General features: G+C 68.5%; 20 protein-coding genes and 1 pseudogene. 11 read left to right on the top strand and 10 right to left on the bottom strand.

Annotation, left to right across the window (positions count from 1 at the left end):
- A pseudogene (locus KN815_RS18785) lies at positions 1-481 on the bottom strand (hypothetical protein); the annotation flags it as partial.
- 166 nt (positions 482-647) lie between these two features.
- On the opposite strand from KN815_RS18785, the gene KN815_RS18790 reads away from it, so the two are divergent.
- Positions 648-1,745, top strand: a complete 1,098-nt coding sequence (locus KN815_RS18790) for a chitinase (RefSeq protein ID WP_216343115.1) — start codon at positions 648-650, stop codon at positions 1,743-1,745.
- Positions 1,746-1,878: 133 nt separating this feature from the next.
- Here the strand turns inward: KN815_RS18790 and KN815_RS18795 are convergent, their stop codons facing one another.
- Entirely contained in the window at positions 1,879-2,097 is a 219-nt protein-coding gene (locus KN815_RS18795) for a hypothetical protein (protein ID WP_216343146.1), read from the bottom strand.
- An 827-nt stretch (positions 2,098-2,924) separates the two neighbouring features.
- Here KN815_RS18795 and KN815_RS18800 point away from each other — a divergent pair.
- Positions 2,925-3,767, top strand: coding sequence for a helix-turn-helix domain-containing protein (locus KN815_RS18800; protein WP_216343116.1), 843 nt, complete (start codon positions 2,925-2,927; stop codon positions 3,765-3,767).
- On the top strand, positions 3,751-3,972 hold the full coding sequence (locus KN815_RS18805; protein ID WP_216343117.1) for a DUF397 domain-containing protein: 222 nt from the start codon (positions 3,751-3,753) through the stop codon (positions 3,970-3,972). Before KN815_RS18800 ends, KN815_RS18805 begins: the two co-directional genes overlap by 17 nt.
- A gap of 770 nt (positions 3,973-4,742) precedes the next feature.
- On the opposite strand, the gene KN815_RS52585 is transcribed toward KN815_RS18805, so the two are convergent.
- Both KN815_RS52585 and KN815_RS18810 read right to left on the bottom strand, forming a co-directional pair.
- Positions 4,743-4,994: a DUF7848 domain-containing protein gene (locus KN815_RS52585; protein ID WP_443732327.1), complete on the bottom strand. Its 252-nt coding sequence runs from the start codon at positions 4,992-4,994 to the stop codon at positions 4,743-4,745.
- Complete coding sequence (locus tag KN815_RS18810; RefSeq protein ID WP_216343118.1) at positions 4,991-5,191, bottom strand: hypothetical protein; 201 nt, start codon at positions 5,189-5,191, stop codon at positions 4,991-4,993. Before KN815_RS18810 ends, KN815_RS52585 begins: the two co-directional genes overlap by 4 nt.
- A 178-nt stretch (positions 5,192-5,369) precedes the next feature.
- Here KN815_RS18810 and KN815_RS18815 point away from each other — a divergent pair, with 178 nt between their 5' ends.
- Genes KN815_RS18815 through KN815_RS18825 form a run of 3 tightly spaced genes read left to right on the top strand, consistent with a single transcriptional unit; the run spans position 5,370 to position 6,978 of the window.
- Entirely contained in the window at positions 5,370-5,624 is a 255-nt protein-coding gene (locus tag KN815_RS18815) for a hypothetical protein (RefSeq protein WP_216343119.1), read from the top strand.
- Positions 5,596-6,111, top strand: a complete 516-nt coding sequence (locus KN815_RS18820) for a DUF6879 family protein (RefSeq protein WP_216343120.1) — start codon at positions 5,596-5,598, stop codon at positions 6,109-6,111. Before KN815_RS18815 ends, KN815_RS18820 begins: the two co-directional genes overlap by 29 nt.
- A 21-nt stretch (positions 6,112-6,132) precedes the next feature.
- A complete protein-coding gene (locus KN815_RS18825; protein WP_216343144.1) occupies positions 6,133-6,978 on the top strand; it encodes a helix-turn-helix domain-containing protein in 846 nt (281 codons plus the stop codon).
- A 314-nt stretch (positions 6,979-7,292) separates the two neighbouring features.
- Here KN815_RS18825 and KN815_RS18830 read toward each other — a convergent pair whose 3' ends face one another.
- Positions 7,293-8,999 carry a fumarate hydratase gene (locus KN815_RS18830; RefSeq protein WP_216343121.1) on the bottom strand — a complete coding sequence of 569 codons (1,707 nt, stop codon included), beginning with the start codon at positions 8,997-8,999 and terminating at the stop codon, positions 7,293-7,295.
- 254 nt (positions 9,000-9,253) lie between these two features.
- Between KN815_RS18830 and KN815_RS18835 the strand changes: the two genes are divergently transcribed.
- A complete protein-coding gene (locus KN815_RS18835) occupies positions 9,254-9,910 on the top strand; it encodes a DUF1707 SHOCT-like domain-containing protein (RefSeq protein WP_253209077.1) in 657 nt (218 codons plus the stop codon).
- 179 nt (positions 9,911-10,089) lie between these two features.
- Positions 10,090-10,446, top strand: a complete 357-nt coding sequence (locus tag KN815_RS18840; RefSeq protein WP_020868722.1) for a WhiB family transcriptional regulator — start codon at positions 10,090-10,092, stop codon at positions 10,444-10,446.
- A gap of 85 nt (positions 10,447-10,531) precedes the next feature.
- Here KN815_RS18840 and glpX read toward each other — a convergent pair whose 3' ends face one another.
- A complete protein-coding gene (gene glpX / locus KN815_RS18845) occupies positions 10,532-11,563 on the bottom strand; it encodes a class II fructose-bisphosphatase (protein ID WP_208522720.1) in 1,032 nt (343 codons plus the stop codon).
- Positions 11,564-11,748: 185 nt separating this feature from the next.
- Here glpX and KN815_RS18850 point away from each other — a divergent pair, with 185 nt between their 5' ends.
- Positions 11,749-12,288: a DUF4245 domain-containing protein gene (locus tag KN815_RS18850; protein WP_216343145.1), complete on the top strand. Its 540-nt coding sequence runs from the start codon at positions 11,749-11,751 to the stop codon at positions 12,286-12,288.
- Between the two features lie 72 nt (positions 12,289-12,360).
- Here the strand turns inward: KN815_RS18850 and KN815_RS18855 are convergent, their stop codons facing one another.
- The 3 genes from KN815_RS18855 to xseA all read right to left on the bottom strand — a co-directional run bounded on the left by KN815_RS18855 (position 12,361) and on the right by xseA (position 14,747).
- Positions 12,361-12,951: a malonic semialdehyde reductase gene (locus tag KN815_RS18855; protein ID WP_216343123.1), complete on the bottom strand. Its 591-nt coding sequence runs from the start codon at positions 12,949-12,951 to the stop codon at positions 12,361-12,363.
- Positions 12,952-13,192: 241 nt separating this feature from the next.
- Entirely contained in the window at positions 13,193-13,516 is a 324-nt protein-coding gene (locus tag KN815_RS18860; RefSeq protein WP_216343124.1) for an exodeoxyribonuclease VII small subunit, read from the bottom strand.
- A 10-nt stretch (positions 13,517-13,526) separates the two neighbouring features.
- On the bottom strand, positions 13,527-14,747 hold the full coding sequence (xseA, locus tag KN815_RS18865) for an exodeoxyribonuclease VII large subunit (RefSeq protein WP_216343125.1): 1,221 nt from the start codon (positions 14,745-14,747) through the stop codon (positions 13,527-13,529).
- Between the two features lie 53 nt (positions 14,748-14,800).
- Here xseA and KN815_RS18870 point away from each other — a divergent pair, with 53 nt between their 5' ends.
- Both KN815_RS18870 and ppgK read left to right on the top strand, forming a co-directional pair.
- On the top strand, positions 14,801-15,898 hold the full coding sequence (locus KN815_RS18870) for a 4-hydroxy-3-methylbut-2-enyl diphosphate reductase (protein ID WP_216343126.1): 1,098 nt from the start codon (positions 14,801-14,803) through the stop codon (positions 15,896-15,898).
- On the top strand, positions 15,895-16,686 hold the full coding sequence (gene ppgK, locus KN815_RS18875; protein WP_216343127.1) for a polyphosphate--glucose phosphotransferase: 792 nt from the start codon (positions 15,895-15,897) through the stop codon (positions 16,684-16,686). The genes KN815_RS18870 and ppgK overlap by 4 nt, the downstream gene beginning before the upstream one ends.
- Here ppgK and KN815_RS18880 read toward each other — a convergent pair.
- The gene (locus KN815_RS18880) at positions 16,592-17,260 is read right to left on the bottom strand and encodes a DUF6542 domain-containing protein (protein ID WP_216343128.1); all 669 of its coding nucleotides are present in this window, start codon (positions 17,258-17,260) and stop codon (positions 16,592-16,594) included. The two genes, ppgK and KN815_RS18880, sit on opposite strands and share 95 nt — an antisense overlap.
- Positions 17,261-17,375 lie beyond the last annotated feature (115 nt).

The raw sequence follows: 17,375 nt of genomic DNA on the forward strand, positions 1-17,375 counted from the left end.
CCGGCGGGGCGGGCTGCGGGGGCGCGGGCCGCGGCCGGGTGGTGATGGGGGGCAGGGCGACGGGCTGCCGGGCGGACCGGGGCGCCGAACGCTCGGAGTCGTGCCGGTGGCGCTGGTGCTGACGGTGGGTCGGCGCGTACTCGTACCCGTACCCGTACTCGTACGCGTCGTCGCGCCGCTCATGCGATCCGGAGGGCCCCGAACGCCCCTCCGGCGTGTGCTTCGGCTGCCGGCCGAACGCCTCGGTGGCGACGGGATGCCCGGGGATCAGCGTCTGCGGCGCGAACGGCGTACCGCCCGCGTAGCCCAATCCCAGGACCGCCGAATAGCCGAGGCAGGCGGCCCCCGCGACTACGCCCACATGACGTACGAATCGGCCACGGCGCCCGGAGAGGTCCACGAACACGGGCCCCTTCCGGGCCACGTCAGCGCGGAGGGGACGCGAAGGCGCGCGCTCGGCCACATCTGACTGAGGATCCATACGGAAGAGGCTAATGCAGAAAATACGACATGCGACATATAAGTCAAACATGCGGTGTGTCATAGTTCAGTAGGCTTCACGGAATATGCGAGGTTTGGCGAGGAGAACGGCTCGGGCGGCGCAGCCCCCGGCGCCTCGTACCGGACCGCAAGAAGGAGCCAGAGCCATGAGGGCCAGCCCCCGCATGAGCGGAATCGCCGTGGCCGGCGCGGTGGTCTGCGCCACCATCGCCGTATGGGCGGGACACCACAAGCAGCCGCCCGAGCCGCACGCAGCGCCCTCACAGCCGCAGGCGTCGCAGCCCTCAGCGGCGGCACGGTCGCCCGCCGAGTTCGTGCCGTACGTCAACGCCTGGTCGGACTCGGGGTACGACATGGCCGCCGCGGCCGGGCGCGGGGTCAAGGAGTTCACCCTGGGCTTCGTCGTCGCGGGCGACGGCTGCACCCCGGCGTGGGACGGCGGCACCTCGCTCGACGACGAGGCGCTGGAGGCCCGGGTCGAGGGCGTCCGCCGGGCGGGCGGCGACGTACGGATCTCCTTCGGCGGCGCCGAGGGCACCGAGCTGGCCACCGTCTGCACCGACGTCCCCGAACTCGCCTCCGCCTACGCCGAGGTGATCGAGCGATACCAGGCGCACCGGATCGACTTCGACCTCGAGGGCGAGGCGCTCGCCAACACCGAGGCGGCGGCCCGCCGCGCCCAGGCGCTCGCGCTGATCCAGCGCACCCACGAGGGCCTGAACATCTCCTTCACCCTGCCCGCCATGCCCGACGGGCCGACCGCCGAGAGCGTCGCCCAGTTGGAGGCCGCCAAACAGGAGGGGGTCATCCTCTCGACCATCAACATCATGGCGATGAACTACAGCGGGGACCATACGGGCGACATGGGCGACTACGCCGTCCAGGCGGCCACCGCCGCGCAGGCCCGGATCCGCGAGGTGCTCGGCATGTCCGACGCCGCCGCCTGGAAGGTGCTCGCGGTGACACCGATGATCGGGGTCAACGACGTCACCGGCGAGACCTTCACGCTGGAGGACGCGTCCAGGCTGGCGCGGTTCGCCGCGGAGAAGGGGATCGGACGGCTGTCGATGTGGTCCGCCGAACGCGACCAGCCGTGCACCCCGGAAATGACCCGGTCCGCCACCCCCACGGCCCCCACCGACGGTGCCGCGGGCCCCGGGACGACCGAGAGCGTCGTCCCCAACACCCGTTGCAGCGGCGTCACCCAACGCCCCGGCGCCTTCGAGGCGGCGCTGAGGGGGTGAGGGGCTCCGTGAACGCGTAGGGGCCGGGGCGGCAAGATGCCGCCCCGGCCCCTGCTCAAGGCTGTGTCAGGGCACGACGACCGGAGTCGCTGGGGGACCGCCCGTCCCTCGCCCTCCGGGGCGAGCGGCCCTCTCAGGAGCGCTTGAATCGGTTCGGGTTGTTGTGTTCACGGTGGCGAGGGCACTGGCATGGTGGCCATGCCTGCCCCAGCCCGTAGGTATCGCTCTTCTCCCCGACCAGGACGGTCACCATCGCGTGCCGTGCTGTGACGATTCCATCGCGCGCCATGGTGTAGACGCGCATGGTCATCGTCGGCCGTTCGCCCCGGTCGGGTGGGTTATCGGCGTTCACCGAGCGCGCTTTCCTTCAGCCGGCGCGAGGAGCTGGAGCACGCTGCGCAGGCTCCGTTTCACCGCCCCCAGGTGGTAGGCCAACTCTTCCGGCGCGGCGGTGCTCAGTTGGAGTGATTCGGCCCCTGCCAGGGTCTGTCCGGCCACGATCACCACCGCGCTCTCAAGGCCCTCACGGGTGGGCTTACCGGCCGTGACGCAGGCAGGGCACAGACCCGAGTGCGGGTCGGCGGGGTCATGGGGCCCGAAAACCCCGGGGGTGGCACACAGAGCGCACCCGGGCCCCAGGGGGGAAGGTGAGGGCGCGGTCCGGGTATTGACGATCACCGGATGACCACCATGCCGTGCGGGGCACACACCAACTCCACGCGGGGGATGACGCCGACCCGCCGCTGTTCGTGCCGTTGCTCATGGGCCACCACGTAGGGCCGTACTGAGGAGGGTTCCTGGTCGTACAGCGGCGGGGCCGCTGTACACAATTCGGGAGGGGGCAAGTCGCTGTTCGGGCTTGCAGCCACCGGTTGGGCCCTGGCGGCGGAGTCCATGTCTCCCGCCTCGGGCCGCGAGATGCCCGCGCGCGGCGCGAGAGGCATCGCCCCGGACCGATGACGGCCGCGCGGCCGTAAGGCGAGAAACGCACTCACCCATGCGGAGAACCAATGGATAGGGTTGTTCATTGTTCATCAGCTCCTGTGAGGCTGTTGGGCCACGCCCCCGGACGCAGCCACGTCGCGGGGGTCTGCCTTTCTGACACAAGCGTGGCGCAACTCACGTACGCTCAGGTGAGGTTCATATCCCGAGGTTCATTTGGGGAAATGGGGACGGCACATGGCGGCACGGCCACGCGAACTCACGCCTGACCGATCCGCCCGACACTTGTTCGGGGCGAAGATGCGTGCCCACCGAGAGCGTGCGGACATGAGTCTTGAGCGGTTGAAGGATGTCGTGATGGTGAGCACAAGCCACCTGTCCCGCATCGAGACGGCCGACGCCATGCCCCCGCCCGACCTGCCCAAGCGGCTGGACGCCGCCTTTGGCACGGACGGGATCTTTGAAGAGCTGTACGGGCTTGTCCGCCGAGAGGTCCATCCCGACCAGTTTCGGCGGCGGATGGAACTTGAGGCGCAAGCGCGGCTCATCGAGGAGTACGGCGGTCAAATTGTGCCGGGGCTTGTGCAGACCGAGGGCTACGCCCGCGCCCTGTTCGAAACGTTCGACCCCAAAGCCGCGCCGGAAAAGATCGAGGAGTTGGTTACCGCTCGAATGAGTCGGCAAACTTTATTGAGCACTGATTCTCCGCCCGATATCTCACTGATCCTTGATGAGGCAGTCCTAAGACGGCCATTTGGCGGGCCGACCGTGATGCACGCGCAGCTTTCTCGTCTGGTTGACCTGACGTTGACTCCCACGAGCGTGGTTCAGATTCTACCGTTCGAACATGGTGGACATGCTCTGGTAGGTGGAACGCTGACGTTGATGACTCTCGACAACGGTGCTCGCGTAGCCTACGAGGAGAGCATTTCTACGGGGACGTTACTGGAGGACCTTGCAGCGGTCTCGGCGCGGCAGCGGGCCTATGATCTGCTGAGAGCCAGCGCTCTGTCGCCGAGTGACACGTCGACTTTCATCCGATCCCTTATGGAGGTAGTATCCGATGAGTGCCATACCTGACCGATCCGGTACCGAGTGGGTGAAATCCAGCTACAGTGGCAACGGGGGCGGTAGTTGTGTCGTGTGGGCACCTAGCCTCGCGTCTGCTGGCATCGTTCCCGTACGGGATAGTAAGGACCCGCAGGGTCCGGCGTTGAACTTCCCGGTGTCGTCCTGGTCATCGTTCATATCGGCAGTTAAGAGCGGGCAGTTGCCAGCAGCCTGATCGTCCCTGACGAAACATCAGAATTACGGCCCCGGCCACTCGGCGGGGGCCGTTGCGTTCTCCACCGGTCCGGCGCGCATTCCACGACACTGCACCCGCCCAGCGTGTGGCATGCCTTCTCGTGACTGCGAAGGAAACTCGTCCCAGACGGTGCGGCCCCTGCCATCTGTCACCGGGGGAAGCAGACGACAGGGCCCGATTCAGCCAACCGCTGGGGCTGTCATGGGTTCACTTGCCGTCACCTTCCTGTGGGGTGGGCTCTCGGGGAGCCTCCGGAGGCATTGGGCCTCCGTCGTGCTTCCCACCATCTGCCTGAACGGTTACCAGGTCACGCGGGTGCCGGAACGGAATTCCACGCCAGCCTTCGGCGTCGGGCACGCGTGTCTCGTACTTGTCGACGGCCGCAGAATTCATCTGCCAGTCTCCTCTTTCGCGCAGGGCCATGCCGCCGTACCGTCGATGGCATGGCCTGTGGTCCGCAGGGGGATTCCGCTGCGGATTGGTCACCCGTTCCGGCGGCTGGACCTGTCCGGGGTTTCCAACCGCCGGGGCGGGAGTTCGTGGGTGGTGCTTAGGGGCCTCCGGCTGCGCCTCCGCTCCCTTCGGGAGCGCTCACCTGTCCGGGACGCTTGCTCAGCCGGATCTCTTTCGCCACTGATTCCCCTCTCAGATCTTCCCCGTGGCAGCGAGCGTGATGAGCGCGGAGCACGCCACGTAAACGGCCGGATGGAACCGTGACACGCGAATGGTCATGCGACCATGCCCGGCCCTCATGACTGCTCACTGTGTAGCGGCTCCGCGCGGGTGACGCGGGCATGGTCGGTCACGAAGCGCCGGAAGAGGTCATGACCCGTACGGCCGGTATGGCGAAGGCACCATTCCTGAGCCGCTTCCGGGTCTTCCTGAGGGCCCGATTCCTCATCGCAGCCGGGCGTTGCGCAGAAGGCTTCGAAGGTCACTCCGCCCTCAGGGTCATGCCGGATTGTGTGGTTCACGAACCGATAGACAGCGCGCGTAGTCACTGGTGCCCTTCCGGGTGCCGACGCATGTAGACGTTGCAATCGGTCACGGTGGTCATGTCGCCACCCGCGCGGGCACGGTCACGCACGTTGGCAAGCTCTGTGCAGCCGGGGCAGCCCTCAACCGGCGCGGGCTCCAACTCGTCAGTCTTCAACGGAAGTTGCACCGGGTCACTCGGGTAGGTCTTCGCTTCGCTCACGTCCAACCCCCTGCATCGCTTCCTGTCAGATGAGCAGTCAACGACTGTCAGTGCGCTCCGCTCTACAGGTTTGCACGAACTTGCACGCCGATTCATGGCAGGTGGTCTTGACTGCCCACGCTGTAGCGGGAGGATGGCTGTGCAAGGTCAGGCAAACCATGCACGGAAAGAGGCTGACATGGCGCTACGGTTCGTCGGGATTGACCCGAACACCGATCATGACCACTGCCCTACCGTCTGGGCTGACGAAGAAGCGGGAGAACTGGTAATCCAGGGCTGGAAGGCAAGCCCTGAACTCCGCGCAGCCTGTGAGTCGGACACTCCGGCCAACGGAACGATCCCGGACAGCGAAGAAATCATCAGGATCCCGGCGCGTATGGTGCCGATTATCCGGAAAGCGTGCGATGCAGTTGAGCCTTCCGCCGTTCAGTGAGCTACTGGCCAACACCCGCGAATCCGCCATTCATCTGGAAATGCGGGATGACTATGGCACTAACTCGCGACTAGAAGCATGGCAGCGCGGCGAACGTGTTGATTGGAGCGACCGCGAATCCTGGTGGCACCCGTTCCACCAAGCCATTGCGGACGCTGTTGCCCGGGGCGTGGGTATTCGGCGGGCACGCGTGGTGTCGGAGCCTGTCAGCGAATACATCCGCTGGGAGCACGACGCGACGCAAGGCAACATTGCCGCTGGGGAAGAAGTCCGGTGGCTCCCACGGAGTCAGGCAGTGGGCTTCCTGGTACCCGCTAACGACTTCTGGTTGTTCGACGGAAACCTTCTCCGCCTACATCACTTCGCGGGGGATGGAAGCCACGTCACGGATGAGCTCAGCGGGGATGTCGAGACGGTGAAACTCTGCGCTGACGCGTTTGAGAGCATCTGGCAGCGAGCAACCCCGCACAGCGAATACATCATCTGAGTGCAACCGGACAGCCAACTTATGTCATCTCCTTCGTCCAAAGCCCAAGAAGCCAGGGAAGCCGTAGCCGGTCGACTGCGGGAAATGAGGCTTGACGCAGGAATTACGGGGCGTGAGTTGGCTGTCAGGTGCGGGTGGAGTGAGTCCAAGTCATCGCGCATTGAGCACGCCAAGACGCCACCCAGCGATGCAGACATAAGAGCCTGGTGCACAGCGTGCGGCGCATCGGAGCAAGCTGATGACTTGATTGCTGCCAACCGTCAAGCGGATTCCATGTACGTCCAGTGGAAGCGGCTACAGCGAACGGGGCTCAGGCGGCTACAGGAGTCAGGCGTACCTCTCTACGAACAGACACGGCAATTCCATGTCTACTGTTCCAACGTAGTGCCCGGCTTCTTTCAAACCCCCGGCTACGCGTCCGCCTTGCTGACTTCCATCGCACGGTTTCGCGAAACACCGGATGATGTGTCGGACGCTGTGAAAGCGCGGATGGACCGATCACACGTCATCCACGAAGGTGACCACCGATTTGCCGTTCTGGTTGAGGAATCGGTGTTGCGGTACCGGATAGGCGGCGCCGAAGTCATGGCCGCTCAACTAGGCCATCTGCTGTCCGTGATGGCGCTACCGTCAATCTCGCTGGGTATAATTCCGTTCACGGCGCCCCGGCAAGCGTGGCCGCTGGAAACGTTCACTATCTTTGACCGTCAGCGTGTCCATGTGGAAACCCTGTCAGCGGCCATCAAGGAGACTCAGCCGAGCGACGTTGCGCTGTACCTCAAAGCGTTTGGGAACTTGAAGGAAATTGCCGCCTACGGAGCGGAAGCCCGTTCGCTCATCACAGCGGCCATTGATGCAGTGGGCTGAATCGTAGAGAGCCCCACACCGGCCACCGATAAGGCAGCGGGTACGGGGCTACGGTCATGCGGTCAGTGCACGGTACGTTCGATCGGTCCTCTCGGACACGCCGAATTGATCAGCTATCATGCGGCCGGTCACGGGGCGGTCATACCAGGATTCCAGAACGGACACTGCCGCAGGAGATCAGCGTTGCGTGACCGGGGTCGGGCCAACTTGAATGACAAGAGCCCCTGGCGGTCACCAGGGGCTCTCTCTGTGTCTGCTGTGTCAGTGTCGGTCGCCGAGCTGCGATCGAAGGCCAGCGGGCGCGAGGCAGGCGGCTACGCCTGCCCGGGGGCGCGCACCGGGATGCTGGTGAAGGTCGGCTGAGAGAGTTCTTGCGGACTGAAGAAGTCGTTCCCCTTGTCGTCCACCACGATGAACGCCGGGAAGTTCTCGACCTCGATCTTCCAGACCGCCTCCATGCCCAGCTCCTCGTACTCCAGGACCTCGACCTTCTTGATGCAGTCCTGGGCCAGCCGCGCCGCCGGACCCCCGATCGAGCCCAGATAGAAGCCGCCGTGCGCGGCACACGCGTCGGTGACCTGCTTGGAGCGGTTGCCCTTGGCCAGCATGACCTTCGAGCCGCCGGCGGCCTGGAACTGCTCGACGTACGCGTCCATCCGGCCCGCCGTCGTCGGGCCGAACGAACCGGAGGCGTAGCCCTCGGGCGTCTTGGCCGGGCCCGCGTAGTAGACCGGGTGGTTCTTCAGGTACTCGGGCATCTCCTCGCCCGCGTCCAGCCGCTCCTTGATCTTCGCGTGCGCGATGTCCCGGGCCACGACCAGCGTGCCGGTGAGCGAGAGCCGGGTCTTGACCGGGTGCCTGGTCAGCTCGGCCAGGACATCGTCCATCGGCCGGTTGAGGTCGATGGCGACCGCGTCCAGGTCCGGGCCCGCGCCCTCGGTCAGCTCCTCCTCCGTCGTCTCCGGCAGGAAGCGCGCCGGGTCGGTCTCGAGCTGCTCCAGGAAGACGCCCTCCGGCGTGATCTTGGCGAGCGCCTGGCGGTCGGCGGAGCACGAGACCGCGATGGCGACCGGGCAGGAGGCGCCGTGGCGCGGCAGCCGCACCACCCGCACGTCATGGCAGAAGTACTTGCCGCCGAACTGCGCACCGATCCCGATCTTCTGCGTCAGCTCGAAGACCTTCTCCTCCAGTTGCTTGTCGCGGAAGCCGTGCCCGGTCGGGGAGCCCTCGGCGGGCAGCTCGTCCAGATAGTGTGCGGAGGCGTACTTCGCGGTCTTGAGCGCGTACTCGGCGCTGGTGCCGCCGACCACGATCGCCAGGTGGTACGGCGGACAGGCGGCCGTGCCCAGCGAGCGGATCTTCTCCTCCAGGAACTTCATCATCGATGCCTCGTTCAGCACCGCCTTCGTCTCCTGGTAGAGGAAGGACTTGTTGGCCGAGCCGCCGCCCTTGGCCATGAAGAGGAACTTGTAGGCGCCGCCGTCGGTCGCGTACAGCTCGATCTGCGCGGGCAGGTTGGAGCCGGTGTTCTTCTCCTCCCACATGGTCAGCGGGGCCATCTGGGAGTAGCGCAGATTGAGCTTGGTGTACGCGTCGAAGACGCCCCGCGACAGGGCCTCCTCGTCGCCGCCCTCGGTCAGCACGTGCTGCCCGCGCTTGCCCATGACGATCGCGGTGCCGGTGTCCTGGCACATCGGGAGCACCCCGGCCGCCGCGATATTGGCGTTCTTCAGCAGGTCCAGCGCGACGAAGCGGTCGTTGGCGCTGGCCTCCGGGTCGTCGAGGATCCGGCGCAACTGGGCGAGGTGGGCCGGGCGCAGATAGTGCGAGATGTCGTGCATCGCCTCGGCCGCGAGCTTCCGCAGCGCCTCCGGCTCGACCTTCAGGAAGGTGCGTCCGTCGGCCTCGAAGGTGCTCACGCCGTCGGAGGTCACCAGGCGGTAGGGCGTGGTGTCCTCTCCCAGGGGCAGCAGGTCCGAATAGGCGAACGCTGGGTGGTTGGGACGGGAGACGGGGGGCATCGCGGACATTCCTCACTCGACGGGGCTTCGGCTGACTTCGTCGACAGCGCGTTGATAAGCGTAGAACGGGGCGGTGGAACGGGACCTGTGAGGTAAGGCTCAGTAGCGGGCGCGGGGACCGGGCCGGTGGGGGAAGGATCAGGGATGCGTCAGGGATCGTCCCCTAGTCGCGATCTATCGCGACTGGATACTCTGTGTCCGTGGATGAGCAGCAGCCCGTGCCCCTGACCAAATCCGCCCCCGCGGCCGCCCCCGTGGCCGCTTCGGCTCCGACCCCGGCCCCGGCCCCGGCGTCCGCGCCCGTCGCGGAGGCGGAGCTCCGCGCGTCCGACGCCGACCGTGACCGGATCGCGGACATCCTGCGGGAGGCCCTCGCCGAGGGGCGGCTCCAGCCCGAGGAGCACGCCGAGCGGATCGACGCGGTCTATCGCGCCAAGACCCTCGGCGAGCTGGAGCCCCTGGTGCGCGATCTGCCCGTCGCCCCGGCCCGCGGCACCGGCCCGGCCCCGGCGCACGACGCGGAGCCGGACTGGGCGCGCGCCGTGCCCGAGTCGGAGAACCTGGTGGCGGTCTTCGGCGGTTCGACGCGCAAGGGCCGCTGGCGGGTCAGGCGCCGGACGAACGCCCTGGCGGTCTTCGGCGGCGTCGAAATCGATCTGACCGAGGCGGTCTTCGAGCACCGGGAGATCGTCATCAATGTCGTGGCCGCCTTCGGCGGAGTGGACATCAAGGTCCCGGAGAACGTCTCGCTGCGCGGCTCGGGCGCGGGCATCCTCGGCGGCTTCGACGTCAGGACGTACGAGGCACAGGACCCCGACGCACCGGTGATCCATGTCACCGGGTTCGCGGTCTTCGGCGGTGTCGAGGCCAAGCCCAAGCGGGGCAAGCGGCTGAAGAACCTGCGGGCATAAGCCCTGAAGAACGAGCATGCGCGGGGGAAGTTCCGGGTGGGACAACGGTGTGCATAAGCGCGCGCACAGCGGGTAAGGCTTGGTGCATCGTCTCTCGTACGGCTGATGGGGGTGCTCACGGGGCCGTACACCTCGAGGCGGGCAAGGGTGACCACCGGAGCCGTCGTCAGGAGTAGACCGTGCTGCAACCGCATCAGCCCCTGCTGGAAGCCGCCGTGCCCCCGCAGCGCGTTCCCGCGCGCGATCAGGCCGGCCCCTGGCACTCGGAGGCGGTGTGCCGACGGGACGAGGCCGGGCTGTTCTTCGCCCCTTCCAAGGAGCCCACGGCTGCCAGGCTGTCGCGGGAAGAGGCCGCCAAGCGCGTCTGTGCGCGCTGCCCGGTCATGGTCGAGTGCCGGGAGCACGCACTGCTTCAGCCCGAGCCGTACGGCGTATGGGGCGGGCTGACCGCGGCCGAGCGCCGGGTCGTGCTGGCCCGCCGCCGGCGCCGGGAGGCGGAGCTACAGCGCGCGGTGCGGGTCGCCGCAGCCGGCTGAACTCTTCGGGACCTGGGCCGGGCCCCGCCGGGAGGCGGGACCCGGCCCTCGTCATGTGCCGTCCGGGTTACCTGCGGTCGCGCGCTCAGCTCGGCCGTTCGAAGTCGACGGCGGCGTAGGCGCGCAGCTTGGCCAGCCGGTGGGTGGAGTCGATCTGCCGGATGGTGCCGGACTTGGACCGCATGACCAGCGACTGGGTGGTGGCGGTCTCCGCGCGGTACCGCACCCCGCGCAGCAGATCCCCGTCCGTGATGCCGGTCGCGACGAAGAACACGTTGTCGCCGCTGACCAGGTCGTTGGTCTCGAGGACCTGGTCCAGGTCGTGGCCCGCGTCGAGGGCGCGCTGCCGCTCCTCGTCGTCCTTGGGCCACAGCTTGGCCTGGATGGTGCCGCCGAGGCACTTGATCGCGCAGGCCGCGATGATGCCCTCCGGCGTACCGCCGACGCCCAGCAGCAGGTCCACACCGGTGCTCTCGCGCGCGGCCATGATCGCGCCGGCCACATCGCCGTCGGAGATGAACTTGATCCGGGCGCCCGCCTCCCGGATCTCCTTGACGATGCCCTCGTGGCGGGGGCGGTCGAGGACCACCACGGTGACGTCCTCGGGGCTGGACTTCTTGGCCTTGGCGATCCGGCGGATGTTCACCCCGGGGGGCGCGGTGATGTCGACGAACTCGGCCGCCTCGGGGCCGGTGACCAGCTTGTCCATGTAGAAGACGGCCGACGGGTCGAACATGGTGCCGCGCTCGGCGACCGCGAGCACGGAGACGGCGTTGGCCATGCCCTTGGCGGTGAGCGTGGTGCCGTCCACCGGGTCCACGGCCACGTCGCACTCCGGGCCGGTGCCGTCGCCCACGCGCTCACCGTTGAAGAGCATCGGCGCCTCGTCCTTCTCCCCCTCTCCGATGACGACGACGCCGTTCATCGAGACGGTGTGCACGAGGGAGCGCATGGCCTTCACGGCGGCGCCGTCGGCGCCGTTCTTGTCGCCGCGGCCCACCCAGCGGCCGGAGGCCATGGCACCCGCCTCGGTGACCCGGACGAGTTCCAGGGCGAGGTTGCGGTCGGGAGCCTCGGGGCTGACCTCGAGCTGGGAGGGGAGATGATGCTCGGTCATCGGAGCGCACCTTTCTGTACGGCGACGGACCGGGAGGTCCCTCCGCCCCGCGAGGGGCTGGGAGGGTGAGGGTGTTCATGACCTTATCCGCTGATTGGCTAAGTGAGCAGACAGCCCCACGCATGAGCACGGCCCTGTTGCGGGGTGCGAGGACCGGATGAGGGACGATAGGGGGCGTGGCAGGTATGCGTGGCAAAGAGACGGTCCGGGACATGGTGCTGTCGCTGGCGGCGATCGGCGTCGTCGCGGCGGGCATCTACCTCTTCGGTATCCCGCACGACGAGGGCGCCAAGGGCTCCGGGGTGAAGACGGTGGACTACCGCGTGGAGCTGGACACGGCCCGCCGCGCCGCGCCGTACCCGGTGGCCGCCCCCGAGCCCGGGAGCCTGCCCAAGGGCTGGCGCGCGACATCGGTGACCTACCGCCCGGCCGCCGAGCCGGACGGCGCGCTCTGGCACCTCGGCTTCCTCGACCAGGACCAGGAGTACGTCGCGGTCGAGCAGAGCGACGGCAAGCCCGAGCCGTTCGTGGAAGAGGTCACACAGCAGGCGCGGGAGACGAAGCACACACAGCGGATCGACGGCGAGGAGTGGGTCCGCTACGAGGGTGACAAGTACGACGCGCTGGTGCGCCAGGAGCCGGGCGTGACCACGGTGGTCACCGGGACGGCGTCGTACGGGCAGTTGACGAAGGTGGCCGCCGCGCTCACCGAGAAGAAGGGCTGAGCGCGACGACCGAAGGGCGTGGCCCGGACCAGCGGTCCGGGACACGCCCTTCGGTGTGTGGTCTGTGGTGGCTCAGACCGTGGTGATGACCTGGTCGTAGTCCAGGCGCGGGCCACGGGGGAACCAGGCGTCCTCGCCCGGCTTGCCGATGTTGATGACCATCAGCGGGGTGTGGTCCTCGTCCAGGAACTCCTTCTGGATCCCGGCGGCGTCGAAACCGGTCATCGGGCCGGCGGCGAGACCGGCGGCGCGGATGCCCAGGATGAAGTAACCGGCCTGCAACGAGGCGTTCAGCCCGGCGGCCTGCTCGCGGGCGGCGCGCTCGGAAAAGAAGACGTCCTTGGCCTGCGGGAAGTGCGGGAAGAGCGCGGGCAGCTCCTCGTGGAACTCGTTGTCCGCGGCGAGGATCGCGACCAGCGGGGCGGTGGAGGTCTTGGCCTGGTTGCCCTCGGCCATGTGCTGCACCAGACGCTCACGGGCCTCGGGGGAACGGACCAGCACAACGCGCAGCGGCGACTGGTTGAACGCGGTCGGCGCGTACTTGATCAGGTCGTAGATCGCCTGCACCTGCTCCTCGGTCACCGGCTCGTCGGTGAAGGTGTTCGCGGTGCGGGCCTCACGGAAGAGCAGGTCCTGAGCGGCGGAGTCGAGTACGAGTGCCATGGAAGAAACCTCTGCATAAGCGGGGATATCGCTGACTGCCTCCACTGTACGGCGTTTAGATTAATGTTCAACTAAAAAGTTGGCGCAGGGTGCGGAAGGTGCTCCGAATCACAGTGCGCGGCGCGCCTGGGTGGGGCGCGGTGGATCGAGGGCGGCCGCGCGACGGCGGGTGATCCCCGACCGCGGCCGGTGGGGTGGTCGGTGGCGAGCGATAAAGGGGCGAGCGATAAACCGCTGACGGTCATCCCTCCGCCGCGCCGCGCTCCGCGTCTTCGGCGCCCCCGCCGTTCCCGTCCCCGACTTCGTCCTCGTCCGTCTCGTCCGCCAGCGCCGCGTCCAGCCGCGCCCGTGCGCCCTCCAGCCAGCGGCGGCAGACCTTCGCCAGCTCCTCGCCCCGCTCCCATAGCGCGAGCGACTCCTCCAGGCTGGTGCCGCCCGCCTCCAGACGGCGGACCACCTCGACCAGCTCGTCCCGTGCCTGCTCATAGCCGAGCGTGGTCTCCGCCCGCGGTGCGCTCTGCGCGCCCCGCGCGCTCTGCTGGGCCTGCTCGTCCGTCTTCGCCATGCCCCTCACCCTATTCAGCCGGACCGACAGCGACCCGCGCCCGGAACTCGCCCTCGGCGACCCGCGCCCGCAGCTCCTCGCCGTCGGTGACCTCGTCGGCCGCCCGCACCACCGAGCCGTCGGGGTGCTGGAGCACCGCATAGCCCCGTCGCAGCGTCGCGGCGGGGGAGAGGGCCACCACCCGCGCCTGGGTGTGGGCCAGCTCGGAGTCGGCCCGGTCCAGCAGATGGCCCAGGCAGCGCCGGGCGCGCTCCAGCACCGCCGTGATCCGCTCCTCGCGCTCGTCCACCATGCGGTGCGGCTCCCGCATGCACGGCCGGGCCAGGGCGGCGGCCAGCCCTCGCTCCTCCCGGTCCAGCAGCCCGTGCACACTGCGCAGTGCGCGCTCCCGCAACTGCTGGACGCGCAGCAGCTCCTCGCCCACATCCGGCACGACCTTCTTCGCCGCGTCGGTGGGCGTGGAGGCGCGCAGATCGGCGACCAGGTCCAGCAGCGGTGAGTCCGGCTCGTGGCCGATCGCGGAGACCACCGGCGTACGGCACGCGGCCACCGCCCGCACGAGCTGCTCATCGGAGAACGGCAGCAGATCCTCCACACTGCCGCCGCCGCGCGCCACCACGATCACATCCACTTCCGGCAGCGCGTCGAGCTCCTTGACCGCCTCGATCACCTGCGGCACCGCGTGCACCCCCTGCACCGCCACATTGCGCACCTCGAAGCGGACGGCGGGCCAGCGCAGCCGTGCGTTCTCCAGCACATCGCGCTCGGCGGCCGAGGCGCGCCCGCAGACCAGCCCTATGAGCTGCGGCAGAAAGGGCAGCGCCTTCTTACGGTCGGCCGCGAACAGCCCCTCCGCCGCCAGCGCCTTCTTCAACTGCTCGAGCCGCGCGAGCAGTTCGCCCACCCCCACCGGGCGGATCTCGGCGGCCCGCAGGGAGAGCTGGCCCCGCGGCGCGTACCACTCCGGCTTGGCGTGCACCACGACCCGCGCGCCCTCGGTGACCGTGTCCGCGATTCGGTCGAAGACGGCGCGGAAGCAGGTGACGGTCAGCGAGATGTCGTAACTGGGGTCGCGCAGGGTCAGAAACACCACACCGGCGCCCGGGCGCCGGGAAAGCTGGGTGATCTGCCCCTCGACCCACACCGCGCCGAGCCGGTCGATCCAGCTTCCGATCAGCCGGGACACCTCGCCGACCGGGATCGGCGCCTCCGCGGACGTGTTGACAGCCATGACCGCGAGGGTAGCTGTCACCACCGACAGACCCCGGGGTCATCGCCCCTACCATGGGGGACATGACTGCAACCTCCGCCCGCCGGGTCCTGCTCGCGGCCCCCCGTGGCTACTGTGCCGGTGTCGACCGTGCCGTGATCGCCGTCGAGAAGGCCCTGGAGCAGTACGGCGCGCCGATCTATGTGCGCAAGGAGATCGTCCACAACAAGTACGTCGTCCGGACCCTGGAGAAGAAGGGCGCCATCTTCGTCGACGAGACGGAGGAGGTGCCCGAGGGCTCCATCGTGATCTTCTCGGCGCACGGTGTCGCGCCGGTGGTCCACGAGGAGGCCGCCGAGCGCAAGCTGGCCACCATCGACGCCACCTGTCCCCTGGTGACCAAGGTCCACAAGGAAGCAGTCCGGTTCGCCAAGGAGGACTACGACATCCTCCTGATCGGTCATGAGGGCCATGAGGAGGTCATCGGCACCAGCGGTGAGGCCCCGGACCACATCACCCTGGTCGACGGCCCCGACGATGTGAAGAACGTCGACGTGCGCGACGAGTCCAAGGTCGTCTGGCTCTCCCAGACCACCCTCTCGGTCGACGAGACCATGGAGACCGTGGACGCGCTCAAGGAGCGCTTCCCGCGGCTCATCAGCCCGCCCAGCGACGACATCTGCTACGCCACCCAGAACCGCCAGATCGCCGTCAAGCAGGTGGCCGCCGAGTCCGACCTGGTCATCGTGGTCGGCTCCAAGAACTCCTCCAACTCGGTGCGGCTGGTGGAGGTCGCCATCGGCGCGGGCGCCAAGGACGGCCATCTGGTCGACTACGCGAGCGAGATCGACGAGGCATGGCTGGAGGGCGTCACCACGGTCGGTGTGACCTCGGGCGCCTCCGTGCCGGACGTGCTCGTCGAGGGCGTCCTGGAGTGGCTGGCCGAGCGCGGCTTCGGCGATGTCGAGGTCGTCCAGCCGATGCAGGAGTCCCTGACCTTCTCGCTCCCCAAGGAGCTGCGCCGGGATCTGCGGGCGGAGGCGGCCGCGGCCGCGACGTCCGCGGGCGAGCTGGGGGCTGCGACGTCCTCGGGTGAGCCGGAGGCCGCTGCGCTCGCCGGAGAGCCGGAGGCCGCGGCGGTCGCCGCCGAGGCGGAGGGATCCCAGCGGTGACGCAGAACCAGGGGGCCACGGGGGCGTCTGCGGCGAAGGTGTTCGGCATCGACATCGGCGGTTCGGGCATCAAGGGCGCCCCGGTGGACCTGGACCGGGGCGAGCTGGCGGCGGAGCGCCATAAGGTGCTCACCCCGCAGCCGTCCACGCCCGAGGCGGTTCTGGACGGTGTGGTCGAGGTCGTCCGGCATTTCGACTGGTCCGGGCGGCCGGTCGGGGTGACCTTCCCGGGCGTGGTGAAGAGCGGTGTCACCCTTACCGCCGCGAATGTCGACAAGAGCTGGATCGGCACCGATCTGGCGTCACAGCTCGGCGAGCGGCTGGACTGCCCCGTCACGGTGCTGAACGACGCGGACGCGGCCGGGGTCGCGGAGGTGGCCTTCGGCGCCGCCCGCGGCGTCAAGGGCACCGTGATCGTGCTCACCCTCGGCACCGGCATCGGCAGCGCGCTCTTCACCGACGGGCATCTGCTCACCAACACCGAGCTGGGCCATCTGGAGCTGGACGGCCATGAGGCGGAGAAGCGGGCCTCGACCAAGGCCAAGGACGATCACGAGCTGAGCTGGTCGCACTGGGCGCGCCGGGTGCAGAAGTACCTCCATCACCTGGAGATGCTGTTCTCACCGGAGCTGTTCGTGCTGGGCGGCGGAGTGAGCCGTAAGGCGGACAAGTTCCTGCCGCTGATCGAGGGCGTCAGGGCCGAGATCGTGCCTGCGCAGCTCCAGAATAATGCGGGGATCGTGGGGGCCGCGATGGCCGCGGCCGCTGCTGCCGGCGACGCCGGGTGACCAGTACGGCCCGCCGTACGAGCACGATCACCACGGTCAGCAGCGTCCCCGCGTAGAGCCAGCCGGCCTGTAGCGACAGCGCGGTGAACACCCCCACCGCCTGTCCGCTGAACCCGGCCGAACCGTCGTTGATGGGCAGCAGCCCGACCGTATAGGCCAGCGGCGCCGTCACCGGCGCCGCCAGCAGATCGGCCGGGCGCACCCACAGCCCGCAGGCCGCGCAGGCGGGCAGGAAGAGCATGCTGTAGACGGTGGGCGAGCCGGAGAACAGCAGCGCGTCCAGGCAGCCGATGCCCAGCATCGTGAGCGCGGTCAGCAGCCCCGCGCCCAGCCCGGTCAGCCGGGGGTCCGGGAGGGACAGCCCCCGGGCCCGCCGCAGCACGGCGGGCAGTGCCGCGGCCGGACCGGACGGCCCCGTACGGCGTGCGGCAGGCCGAGGCGCCCGGGGCGCGCCGCCGGGCTGCCCCCGGCCTTGACCCGTGCTTCTGCCGCGTCCCGGATATGTGTCGTCCGCGGCCGGACGGGGCGGTGGTGCCGCCGCGCGGCGGGGCGTACGCGTGCTGTAATGCTCCACCCGACCAACGTAGGTCGACGGAGGGCGAGAATCCGGTCTTGGACACGCCCTTCGCAGGACCTTGGCAGTGTGTTCGACCGATTGTCGGCCCGGCCGGGTGATCGGCCGGCGATCG

It is taken from the genome of Streptomyces niphimycinicus (assembly GCF_018883605.1).
Taxonomy (GTDB): domain Bacteria; phylum Actinomycetota; class Actinomycetes; order Streptomycetales; family Streptomycetaceae; genus Streptomyces; species Streptomyces niphimycinicus.

What these genes read in the sequence shown, in the direction of transcription:
- KN815_RS18870 (WP_216343126.1), top strand. Translation starts at nt 14,801, where the DNA reads ATGGGGGACATGACTGCAACCTCCGCCCGCCGGGTCCTGCTCGCGGCC.
- KN815_RS18850 (WP_216343145.1), top strand. Translation starts at nt 11,749, where the DNA reads ATGCGTGGCAAAGAGACGGTCCGGGACATGGTGCTGTCGCTGGCGGCG.
- KN815_RS18805 (WP_216343117.1), top strand. Translation starts at nt 3,751, where the DNA reads ATGAGTGCCATACCTGACCGATCCGGTACCGAGTGGGTGAAATCCAGC.
- KN815_RS18790 (WP_216343115.1), top strand. Translation starts at nt 648, where the DNA reads ATGAGGGCCAGCCCCCGCATGAGCGGAATCGCCGTGGCCGGCGCGGTG.
- KN815_RS18855 (WP_216343123.1), bottom strand. Translation starts at nt 12,951, where the DNA reads ATGGCACTCGTACTCGACTCCGCCGCTCAGGACCTGCTCTTCCGTGAG.
- KN815_RS18820 (WP_216343120.1), top strand. Translation starts at nt 5,596, where the DNA reads ATGCAGTTGAGCCTTCCGCCGTTCAGTGAGCTACTGGCCAACACCCGC.
- xseA (WP_216343125.1), bottom strand. Translation starts at nt 14,747, where the DNA reads ATGGCTGTCAACACGTCCGCGGAGGCGCCGATCCCGGTCGGCGAGGTG.
- KN815_RS18830 (WP_216343121.1), bottom strand. Translation starts at nt 8,999, where the DNA reads ATGCCCCCCGTCTCCCGTCCCAACCACCCAGCGTTCGCCTATTCGGAC.
- glpX (WP_208522720.1), bottom strand. Translation starts at nt 11,563, where the DNA reads ATGACCGAGCATCATCTCCCCTCCCAGCTCGAGGTCAGCCCCGAGGCT.
- KN815_RS18860 (WP_216343124.1), bottom strand. Translation starts at nt 13,516, where the DNA reads ATGGCGAAGACGGACGAGCAGGCCCAGCAGAGCGCGCGGGGCGCGCAG.
- KN815_RS18825 (WP_216343144.1), top strand. Translation starts at nt 6,133, where the DNA reads ATGTCATCTCCTTCGTCCAAAGCCCAAGAAGCCAGGGAAGCCGTAGCC.
- KN815_RS18815 (WP_216343119.1), top strand. Translation starts at nt 5,370, where the DNA reads ATGGCGCTACGGTTCGTCGGGATTGACCCGAACACCGATCATGACCAC.
- KN815_RS18800 (WP_216343116.1), top strand. Translation starts at nt 2,925, where the DNA reads ATGGCGGCACGGCCACGCGAACTCACGCCTGACCGATCCGCCCGACAC.